General features: G+C 67.1%; 7 protein-coding genes and 5 pseudogenes. 5 read left to right on the top strand and 7 right to left on the bottom strand.

Annotation, left to right across the window (positions count from 1 at the left end; all coding sequences use genetic code 11):
• Window positions 1-122: 122 nt before the first annotated feature.
• Complete coding sequence (locus tag ACFWBN_RS39195; protein WP_385186478.1) at window positions 123-503, bottom strand: DUF6221 family protein; 381 nt, start codon at window positions 501-503, stop codon at window positions 123-125.
• Window positions 504-597: 94 nt separating this feature from the next.
• Between ACFWBN_RS39195 and ACFWBN_RS39190 the strand changes: the two genes are divergently transcribed.
• Entirely contained in the window at window positions 598-1,368 is a 771-nt protein-coding gene (locus tag ACFWBN_RS39190) for a transposase (RefSeq protein ID WP_385186475.1), read from the top strand.
• A 65-nt stretch (window positions 1,369-1,433) separates the two neighbouring features.
• Here ACFWBN_RS39190 and ACFWBN_RS39185 read toward each other — a convergent pair.
• A pseudogene (locus tag ACFWBN_RS39185) lies at window positions 1,434-2,896 on the bottom strand (aldehyde dehydrogenase).
• A gap of 194 nt (window positions 2,897-3,090) precedes the next feature.
• Here ACFWBN_RS39185 and ACFWBN_RS39180 point away from each other — a divergent pair.
• Window positions 3,091-3,222 (top strand): annotated as a pseudogene (locus ACFWBN_RS39180) (cation transporter); the annotation flags it as partial.
• 28 nt (window positions 3,223-3,250) lie between these two features.
• Here the strand turns inward: ACFWBN_RS39180 and ACFWBN_RS39175 are convergent.
• Window positions 3,251-3,910 carry a Tn3 family transposase gene (locus ACFWBN_RS39175; RefSeq protein WP_385186472.1) on the bottom strand — a complete coding sequence of 220 codons (660 nt, stop codon included), beginning with the start codon at window positions 3,908-3,910 and terminating at the stop codon, window positions 3,251-3,253.
• On the opposite strand from ACFWBN_RS39175, the pseudogene ACFWBN_RS39170 reads away from it, so the two are divergent.
• Window positions 3,831-4,641, top strand: a pseudogene (locus ACFWBN_RS39170) (Tn3 family transposase). The gene ACFWBN_RS39175 and the pseudogene ACFWBN_RS39170 overlap by 80 nt on opposite strands.
• The gene (locus tag ACFWBN_RS39165; RefSeq protein ID WP_385186481.1) at window positions 4,557-4,889 is read left to right on the top strand and encodes a Tn3 family transposase; all 333 of its coding nucleotides are present in this window, start codon (window positions 4,557-4,559) and stop codon (window positions 4,887-4,889) included. Before ACFWBN_RS39170 ends, ACFWBN_RS39165 begins: the two are co-directional and overlap by 85 nt.
• 45 nt (window positions 4,890-4,934) lie before the next feature.
• On the opposite strand, the gene ACFWBN_RS39160 is transcribed toward ACFWBN_RS39165, so the two are convergent.
• The 4 genes and pseudogenes from ACFWBN_RS39160 to ACFWBN_RS39145 form a co-directional block, all read right to left on the bottom strand.
• Complete coding sequence (locus ACFWBN_RS39160; RefSeq protein WP_385186469.1) at window positions 4,935-5,426, bottom strand: hypothetical protein; 492 nt, start codon at window positions 5,424-5,426, stop codon at window positions 4,935-4,937.
• Window positions 5,387-6,091 (bottom strand): DUF4158 domain-containing protein, encoded by a 705-nt coding sequence (locus ACFWBN_RS39155; protein WP_385186466.1) that lies wholly within the window; start codon window positions 6,089-6,091, stop codon window positions 5,387-5,389. The genes ACFWBN_RS39160 and ACFWBN_RS39155 overlap by 40 nt, the downstream gene beginning before the upstream one ends.
• A gap of 132 nt (window positions 6,092-6,223) precedes the next feature.
• Window positions 6,224-6,886: pseudogene (locus ACFWBN_RS39150) on the bottom strand (transposase family protein); the annotation flags it as partial.
• Window positions 6,887-7,009: 123 nt separating this feature from the next.
• Window positions 7,010-7,534: a VOC family protein gene (locus ACFWBN_RS39145; RefSeq protein WP_385186463.1), complete on the bottom strand. Its 525-nt coding sequence runs from the start codon at window positions 7,532-7,534 to the stop codon at window positions 7,010-7,012.
• 697 nt (window positions 7,535-8,231) lie between these two features.
• On the opposite strand from ACFWBN_RS39145, the pseudogene ACFWBN_RS39140 reads away from it, so the two are divergent.
• A pseudogene (locus tag ACFWBN_RS39140) lies at window positions 8,232-8,753 on the top strand (IS5 family transposase); the annotation flags it as partial.

Raw genomic sequence — 8,753 nt, 5'->3', positions numbered from 1 at the left:
GGAGCCGGCAGCCGAAGAGGAAGGTTGATAAGCCACCCCGACAGCCTCCCACCCACACGGCCACCACACCCACTGAACTTACGAAAAGATCAGTAAGGGCTGTCCCGTAAACGATCTCCGCCTCAGGGGTGTCGGGGGTAGTCAGGGTGATCGGCGTAAGGTGACGCGAGGTCGAGCAGGTCATCGCATGGCCAGGTCTCGCCGTCGTACTGGCAGTCATCGCGGTTGTCCCACGGTAGTTCGGGGTCGCCCGTGGCAGGGCTGAGCACATGTCGGGCGAGCACGCGTCGCTTGGCCTCGACCTCCCGCAGGACGCGAGCGGGGTCGTGCAGCGCGACGTGCAGGGTGATCGTGGAATGGAAGCCGGAGAGTTCTTCTTGGCAGAAGTCGACCGTGTGCCCGTCAGCGGTCCACTCCCCGCAGCCGTCACCGTCGCACCGTCGGGCCAGGTCAGCCTCCTCGTCCAGCCGTGCGTGGAGGAACGTCACAAGGTCTTGGCTCATGAGGTCATCCTGGACGATGCGCCAGGCCCGGTCGCCTGATTTCCATGCTGTGGGCAGGACCCGGCCGGCAGCTCGACAATGGAATGATCTTGCTGTGGCTGGTGTGATCACGGCGTCCGAGCCGTCCTGGATAGCCCCGTTCACGGGACTGAGCCCTCGCGCCTTCGGCAAGCTGGTGACGGTTCTGCGGCGCGAGGGTGCGGAGGCTGTCCGCAGGGGCAGGCCGTGGAGCCTTCCGCTGGAGGACCGGGCCCTGCTCGTTGCGGCGTACTGGCGCACGAACCTGACCATGAGGCAGCTCGCCCCGCTGTTCGGGGTCTCGAAGTCGGCGGCGGACCGGATCATCGACCACCTCGGGCCGATGCTCGCGCTCCAGCCTCGCAAGCGGTTCGCCGAGGACACCGTGCTCATCGTGGACGGCACCCTGGTCCCCACCCGCGACCACACCATCGCCGAGCGGTCGAAGAACTACAGGTACTCCACCAACCACCAGGTCGTCATCGACGCCGACACCCGACTGGTCGTCGTGGTCGGCCGGCCGCTTGCCGGGAACCGCAACGATTGCAAGGCGTGGGAGGAGTCTGGAGCAAAGGCCGCCGTCGGCCGGACACTCACGATCGCCGACGGCGGCTATCCGGGCACCGGGCTGGTGATCCCGCATCGCCGCGAGCGAGGCCAGGCCAAACTCCCTGCCTGGAAAGAGGAACACAACAAGTCCCACAAGCAGGTCCGCGCTCGTGTCGAGCACGTCTTCGCCCGCATGAAGGCCTGGAAGATCCTCCGAGACTGCCGCCTCAAAGGCGACGGCGTCCACCACGCCATGCTCGGCATCGCTCGGATGCACAACCTCGCCCTCGCCGGATAGGCGAGCAGGCCGCACGGCGGCCGGCCATGCCCGAGACGTCTCGGAGATCGTTTACGGGACAGCCCTTAGGCTAGGTGTTCGGTGCCACCCGGCAAGTTGATCGTCTTGTACTCCAGGAACGAGCTGAGGCCCTCGGGTCCGAACTCGCGGCCGATCCCGGATTCCTTGTATCCGCCGAAGGGGGCGGCGAACTCGATCCGGTACCCGTTCAGCGTCAAGGTTCCCGTGCGTACTTGGCGAGCGATGCGCATGGCCCGGTCCAGGTCGTTGGTCCAGACGCTTCCCGACAGGCCGTATTTCGAGTCGTTCGCGATACGGACCGCGTCGTTGTCGTCGTCGAATGGGATCACGACGAGCACGGGCCAAAGATCTCCTCCTGCGCGATGCGCATGGAGCTATCGACGTCTGCGAAGATTGTCGGCTCGACGTACCAGCCCTTCGACTGGCTCGCGGGCCGGCCGCCGCCGACCGTGATCGTCGCGCCGTCCTTCCTTCCGCCGGCGATGTATTCCTCGACCCGCCGCCGCTGGCGCTCGGCCACCAGGGGGCCGACCTCGGTCGAGGGATCATTCGGATCGCCGATCCGCAGCGCAGCAGCTGATTGCGAGATCGCATCTACAACCTGCTGGTAGCGGCTGCGATGAGCGAGGATCCGGGTCTGTGCCAGGCAGTGCTGGCCGGACATCATGATCGCGTACGGCATGAGGGCGGGCACGACGCTGTCGATGTCGGCGTCTTCGAGGATGATGGCGGGCGACTTCCCGCCGCACTCGAGGGTGACGCGCTTGAACTGCTCGCCGCACAGCGCGCCGACCCGCCGCCCTGCGGCGGAGCTGCCCGTGAAGCTGATCTTGTCAACCAGCGGGTGCCGCACGAGCGCCTCACTGTTCTCCCGGTGGGCGGGCACGATGTTGAGGACACCCGGGGGTAGACCAGCCTCCATGGCAGCGTCGGCGAGCAGGTAGGCGTCCAGCGGGGTCTCCGGCGCGGGCTTCAGCACGACGGTGCAGCCGGCGATCAGGGCGGGAGCAAGATTGACCATCGTCAGGATGAGCGGTGCGTTCCACGGCACGATCTGTCCCACGACGCCCACAGGCTCCCGAAGGATCCGCGCGGGACCGCTGAGACCTGCTCGATCCTGCTCGAAGGGGAAGGTCGCGGCAAGTTCCCGGTAGTAGTCCAGAAGCATCACGGGAACCGGTGCCTGGAGTTGGTTTGAGAAGCTGATCGGTGAGCCCATCTCTGTGGTGATGAGCTGTGCGATCTCGGGGACACGTGCGCGCAGGTAATCGGCGAACGGCCCCAGTGCGTCCGCGCGCTCCTGTGGAGACATGCGCGGCCAGGGGCCATCGTCGAAGGCGGCGCGCGCCGCGCGTACTGCTCGGTCGATATCGGCAGGCGTCGATGAGGGAGCCGTACCGACCCGCTCCTCCGTTACCGGAGAGATGACCTCGATCACGTTTTCCGAGGCAGGCGTGACCATGTCCCCGCCAATGAACAGCCGGTCCTGCACTGTGCGGCTGGTCATCGCCGCTCCTTTCGCCGTGCCAGGGGGAGCCCACGTGGATGGTCGTCGGTGAGCGAGGCCAAGCCGTCACTGCGTGATGTCTGCCTTCAGCCGAGCACGTCCGGGCCTCGCCCGCGCGCGGGCTTCCACCAGACGGAGGACCGACGCCGTGGCGACCCGGGAGCAGCAACCCGGCGAACCTTTCCGGTCACGGCATCGCCGTCAAGGAAGGCCGCGGCGCCTGGCAGGGCAAGGGCTGCTGTGCGGCCCCCGCCGCCGCGGTACTGTCCGTCGGCGCTGAGGCCGACGCCTGCGGATGCCGCCCTGGCCGTGACTGCGGCGGCTGACTGCTACCGCGTGGCCGGGACCGCCGCGTCAGGCGGCCTCGGCCACGTCCTCGGCATCGAGCCGGGTGAAATCGACATCGAGATGCACCTCGTACGCCTCGGGGGCGATGCCCAGCTCATGGGTGGAGTACTCGCCAAACCGCATGATGTGCTCGGTCAGGTACGGGGAGATCTCCGCCAGATCCTCCGGCTCGATCTTCCAGCCCTCGGCCTGGAGCTCGCGGACGATGTCAGCGATGTCCAGGGTGTTGTGGAAGTTCACCGTGTTCGTGAGCAGGGAGTTGAACTTCATCGCCTTCTCCTGCTCGCCGGGGTCGTTGTCAGCGATGACCCCTCGGTTGCCGAAGTGCAGCCACTCGGAGAACCCGTTGTACGCCTCGACCTTATTTGTCGCCGCCGTCACCCGCCGACGCATGGACGCGTCCGACAGGTAGGTCAGCAGCTGGACGGTGCGGATCACGCGGCCGACCTCGCGGAACGCGGCGTAGTGGGCGTTCTTGCGGGAGCGCAGGCGCCGCAGCAGCAGCGTGGAGGAGATCGTGCCTTCGCGTATGGAGATCGCTACCCGCATCAGGTCGCGGAAGTGCGTCTCGATCAGGTCCCAGCTGATGACGTTCTTGCCCGCCTCGCCGAACAGCGCGTCGATGTGCCGGTACTGGACCGTGACCGCGATGTTCGGCTCCGGCACCCTGTCCTCCTCCGACGGCCAGCGGTTCCCCACCCGGGGCAAGTCGATCACTGCCCGGCACCTGAACAAGTACTTCGTGTCCGAGGGCATCTCCACCTACACCCACGTCTCCGACCAGCACTTCACGTTCGGCACCAAGGTCATCGTGGCCACGCACCGCGAGGCCCACTACGTCCTGGACGAGATCCTGGGCAACGCCACCGACCTGCCAATCACCGAGCACGCCACGGACACGCACGGCGTCACCCTGGTCAACTTCGGCCTGTTCAACCTGGTCGGCACAGCTCTCGCCACGTATCCGCGACCTGGGCAAGATCACCCTGTACCGGATCAGCGCCAAGAGCGACTACGAGGAGCGGTTCCCGAAGGCAGGACCGCTGCTGACGAAGAAGGCCAACCTCGACCTGGTCGCCGACCACTGGGACGACCTGCTGCGGCTGGCGGGATCGCTGAAGTACGGGCACGCCACGGCCTCCCTGATCGTCGGCAAGCTCTCCGCGTCCTCCCGGCAGAACGCGCTGGCTGCCGCGCTCAAGGAAAACGGGGCGATCCGCAGAACGATCTACGCGGCGAAGTACCTGCCGGACGAGGGCTACCGCCGCAAGATCGCCCGGCAGCTGAACAAGGGCGAGTCCCTGCACGCGCGCTGCGGCGCCAGCTCCACTACGCCCGCGAGGGCAAGGTCACCCGCCGTCAGCCCGAGCAGCAGAATGAGCAGGCGTGGTGCCTGACGGTGGTGACGAACGCGGTGGTCTGCTGGCACACCGAGTACATGGGCCTGGCCGCCGGCGAACTGCGCGGGGCCGGCCGCGAGGTGGACGCCGAGGTCCTGGCGCACATCTCCCCGGCCCGCAGCTCGGTGGTCAACTACTACGGCTCCATCACCGTCGACTACGAGCAGGAACTGGCCCAGCTCGACGAGCAGGGACACCGGCCGCTGCGGACCGTGGCCATGGACGATCCCGCATCCGGGCTGTAGAGCAGCGAATCCGCCCCGGCTTCTGGTGGGCGGCGCGGTCCGGTGCTACGGCTGCGGGGGAGGCGAGCCGTTGCCGACTTCCGCGGTAATGGCATTGATGGTGCCGTCGGCGGCGAGGGTGACCTCGACGTTGACGGGCCGGACGGGGTGCGGCGGGAGGATCGGAGTGGGCGGCCAGAATTTGAGGAAGACGGGGTTGATGTCCAACGGGGTGACCGGGACGGGGGGAAAGGTGCGGAAGGCGACGTCTGTGCCGGCGAAGCGGTAGGTGGCGCCGGTGTCTTCCCCGGTTCCGGTGGTGCGTTGCAGGGTGCTGACGATGTGCGCGGTTCCGCCGCGGCCGGGTTCGGTCCGGGTGACGACGCGGACACGGATACTGCCGGTGATGTCGATCGGCTCGGCACCGGGTTCTTCGAACGTGCCGTTCAGGGGCAGCACCACAGTGCGACTGTTGACGGCCGCGGCTTCGGCGGTGAGCGTGGGGGTGGCCAGGCACATCACGGCTGCGACAAGGCCGATCCTGGTGGCGGCGCGCACGCGGCGACCGAGCATGAGTACTCCAATCGGGGTGTGGCCGGGACCATTCCTGCCTCCCCCGTCCCGCCCGGGAACCTCATCCTGCGCATCGCCTGGAACCGATGTCGCGCTGGACCGCGCGGACGGGTGCCACTCAGTACCTGCTTCTGAGTGGACGGGTGATCACACTCCAGCTTTCGCCCCAGTGATGCGGAGCCGGGGGCGTCCGTAGAACTCAGTGAGAGTTCCTGAGAGCACTTGACCAGGAGTTTCCCCGTACCGGACGGGTGAGCCGCCTGGTCACCAGGAAGGGACGAGCGGCATGAAGACTTCGTGCCGAGCCGCTTGCGGACCAGGGCGCGGTGCTGCTCGGCCGACCGCTGCGAGGCGTACACCGGCAGCGTCCCCTCCGGCAGCTCCACCGCGCGGCGCACGAAGTCGACCACCATGTCCGGGATCTCCGCCAGCTTCGGGAAACACCCCATGCGCTGGTACGACTTCAGCATCAGCATCAGCATCAGCATCAGCATCAGCATCAGCAACAGCGCAAGCCGGTGCCCAATCGACTGTGTACGACCCGCCGCCCACTCCGCTTCCGCCCGGCTCGGCGAGAAGAACAGATGCAGCTCACGCGCGGTGATCAGCCGCTTGAACCGTGGATACGCCGTCCGCTCGATCGAGGTCACGCCCCACCCCACCCAGGTGCCACAAGCCGTCGTCACACCAACGACCTTGCGCCGAACGGGTGACGGTCTCCACAGGCTCAGACCACTCCGATTCCGCCGTTGTGGCTTTTGATCTCACCTTGGCTGGACCCCCTTCAGCGTCGCCATGGCTTGCTCGCCGACACAGCGGATCTTGGCGTGGGTGCTGTTGTGGCGGTGCTGCCACTGCTTGAGCCGACGGCCGTGGAACGGGACGCGGATGGGGTGGCCGGCCCCCTGGTACGCCTTGTCCGCCCAGCATCTGATGCCCGCCTCGGCCAGAGCGTCGACGATGCCGTGGGTGCGGGCGGCGGTGAGGTCGTGGACAGCGCCGGGCAGTGCGGGCGAGGCCCACAGCAGCCGTCCGAACGGATCGGTCAGCACCTGGACGTTCATGCCGTGCCGCTTGTGCTTCCCGGAGTGGTACGGGGTGTCGGCGGCGATCCGGTCGATCGGCAGCAGGGTGCCGTCCAGGATCACGAACGCCTTCGTCCGGACCTCCTTCATCGCCTCGGTCAAGGTCGGTGCAAGGGCGGCCAGCACGTCGACGACCTCGCGGATGTAGCGGTGTACGGTCGCGATCCCGATGCCGAATCCAGTGGCGAGCTGGGCGTAGGTGTCGCCGCACCGCAGGTGAGCCAGCGCGAGGAGCGCCTGACGGCTGGCCGTCAGGCGCCGCCAGCGTGTACCGACCTCCAGCCGCCGGGCAATAAGTTGACCGGTCAGGTGCCTCAGAGTGCGGGCAGACAGATCGATCGATGATGGGTAGACAAACAGCACGAAGCTCCCGTCGGCACGGGTGATCTTGGTCGAGAACCCGTCTGTCAAGAGCTTCATCACATCTAAGCACCGCGGTCGACTCTCAACTCCCGCCATCTGCGGTCGGGTCGGAAGCCGATCTCAGCGGGTCGGGCGCTGCGGGGCGCTTGCCACCCCTGACTCCCGGCCACTCAGCGCAGCATCCAGAGTCTCCTGGGCCATGCGCATCGCTTCGGCGTACTTCGGCTCGGACATGCGCTCCCAGGCCCGGTCCGGTGCGACGTCCTCGACCCGGCTCATCACCCACCAGATGTTCCCGAACGGATCCTGCACCCGGCCGCCGCGATCCCCCCACGCGCTGTCAGCGGCCTCGGTGATCACCTGCGCCCCGTGCATGACCGCGGCCTTCATGGCGGCGTCCGCGTCCGGGACGTAGACCCGCAGCAGCGAGGGCATCACCGGCCAGTCGGGCCGTCGGTCGAAGGCCAGCACAACCGTGTCGCCGACGCGGATCTCGCCGTGGCCGATGGTGCCGTCCTCGACCGGCACCCGTGCAAGCTCTTCGCCGTCGAACGCGGCGGTGACGAAGTCGAGCAGCGCGCCGGTGTCGTCTGTGACCACCCACGGTGCAACGCTGGTGTAGCCCTCGGGTGCAGTGTGACTCATCGGTCTCGTCCCCTCCTGTGGTTCTTCGTGATGTGACGACCCTAGAACCCAATTAGGACAGCTATCGACCTAGATCACGCACGAAACCAGCACCATCCTCGTCAGCGCCCTGGCCGTAGGCCTCTTCTCTCTCGAACCTCGCGCTGAGGATGGAAAAGGCTCACTGTGGATGTTCACTGTCATCGAGTGGCCCCTGGCATCGAGGTGAAAGTGGTGACTTCGCGGCATCACGCACCTCCTGAGGAACCCAACCGCCTCTCCCCACATCATGCCTCCAGCCGACCTCACCCGCTCCGCATGCTCCCGGGGGCGCAATGCCGGACGTCCACGAGCACTCCTGAAATCTCCTCGGCCGGATCTCTGAAGCCGAGCGGGAAGGCTGGCTCGGTGAGATCGAAGGGCTCCGCGTCAGGCTGGCCGGCGCCAGCGACAAGATCGCCCAGATCGACAACGCCGCAGTGAGGAACTCGGTCGCACTCGGCATGCCCAGCTTCAGGCAGATCGCCGTTCGTCGCTGAGCCGCGACGGCAGGTTTACCGCCGGTGTGATCCTGGCCGTGTACCCCTCAGGTTGATGGACTTTCTGTCCACCGCCCCGCCCTGCATAGGTCCGTGAGGGGGAAGCATCGGCACGCCGAGCCGCAGTCGGAAGCGGGAGAAGGGGTCTTTCCGCTAGGCAGTGTCTTCAAAGGGTTCTGATGGGGGATCATGGAGGCATGGTGCGTCGTCATGAGCTGTCGGATCTGGAGTGGGAAGCGTTGTCCGCGTTGCTGCCGCGGTCGTCTTCGGGGCGGCCGCGGCTGGATGACCGCAGGGTTCTGAACGGGATCGTATGGAAGCTGCGAACGGGGTCGGCGTGGCGCGATGTGCCGGAAAGGTACGGGCCTTGGCGGACGTTGTATACGCGTTTCCGCAGGTGGGCGCTGGATGGGACGTTTACGCGGATGCTGGCCACGGTGCAGGCGGAGAAGGACGCGTCCGGTGACATCGACTGGCTGGTGTCGATCGACTCCACGGTCGTGCGGGCCCATCAGCACGCCGCTGGTGCCCGCAAAAGGGGGCGGGGCGGGGGGACGAATTATGTGATCACGCCCTCGGACGATCCCGAGGCGGACTGACCACAAGGATTCACCTCGCGTGCGACGGTCGCGGCCGTCCGCTCGGCTTCGTCCTCACCGGCGGCAACACCGCCGACTGCACCCGCTTCGAGGAGGTCATGG

Origin of the sequence: Streptomyces sp. NPDC059989, from assembly GCF_042736975.1 — a bacterium.
Classification (GTDB): Bacteria; Actinomycetota; Actinomycetes; order Streptomycetales; family Streptomycetaceae; genus Streptomyces.
This window is presented reverse-complemented; position numbering and strand designations above follow the sequence as displayed.